The organism is Rickettsia endosymbiont of Proechinophthirus fluctus (assembly GCF_001602635.1).
Classification (GTDB): Bacteria; Pseudomonadota; Alphaproteobacteria; order Rickettsiales; family Rickettsiaceae; genus Rickettsia; species Rickettsia rickettsii.
In genome coordinates this window covers 295,208-296,264 of sequence record NZ_LECS01000004.1, presented here as the reverse complement: position 1 = coordinate 296,264, position 1,057 = coordinate 295,208, and the positions used below count along the sequence as shown (strand labels likewise).

The following is a 1,057-nucleotide window of genomic DNA, read 5'->3' as shown; positions in this document are numbered from 1 at the left end:
GAAAGCCTGCTCAAGATTATCACATATTACAAAATCTACTATATTCTTAGCAGTATTTGCAAATATTTCTTTAGCTTGACCATAAAAATAAGCTTTCTTAATTTGACTGAAATAAGGCTTTATTTCCTCAATACCACCGTCTTTAGGGATTCCTCCCGCAAGCCAGTAAATATTATTGAGTGCTTTAATTGATTGCACGGCAGATATGGCATTTGTCGCTTTACTATCATTGTAAAAACTTATATTATTTATACTACCGATATATTGCATTCTATGAGGTAAACTTTGAAAACTACTTATAGATTCAAGTATTTTTTTAGGTTCTACTCCTATTATTTTAGCTACTGCATAACTTGCTGCAATATTCTCACAATTATGAACTCCTTGCAGGTTTTTATTAAAAGGTACAGTATAATGCATAAAGCTTGATACAAGCGAATTTTGCAGGTCTTGCCTGTGCTCACGTATTTTTATACACTCCGGCTCCACAGGCTCACCTTGAAATTCATCTTGTCTAAAACTTTCTGAATTATGCTGTAATTCAAAACTTATATCATCAAAAAAATTAGCGCTAATTTTATCATCAACTACCGAAATACCGTTTTCAAGAATTTGAGTAACCGAAAAAGGAATTAGCTTTATACGCTGCTCTTGCTGCAATTTTATAAAGACTTCACGACAATAATCATTATCGATATTAATTACCGCATAACTCTCTTGATCCATTCGATCAAAGATCTTAGATTTTGCGGCAATATAGCAGGGCATATCCTGATGTCTATCTAAATGGTCGGGAGTTATATTAAGAAGCACAGCTATTTTAGCTGTAAAGGTTTTTACTAGATCTAGCTGAAAAGAAGACAATTCAAGTACATATCCATCCTTACTTGCTTTAGCTTGCAAAGCAGAAACTCCAATATTACCGGCAACCGGATAGTCTAAACCGCTACTATTTAAGATATGGCTTATTAAAGCAGTAGTAGTACTTTTACCGTTTGTACCGGTTATAGCTATAAATTTTAAGTTTTTTGATTTTGCAAATAATAAGTCTATATCG

Annotated in this window: 1 protein-coding gene; it reads right to left on the bottom strand. The window is 33.0% G+C overall.

Annotation, left to right across the window (positions count from 1 at the left end):
* Positions 1-1,057 (bottom strand): UDP-N-acetylmuramoyl-L-alanine--D-glutamate ligase (murD, locus tag BG75_RS03380; protein ID WP_252903620.1); only part of this gene is annotated, 1,057 nt, incomplete at both ends.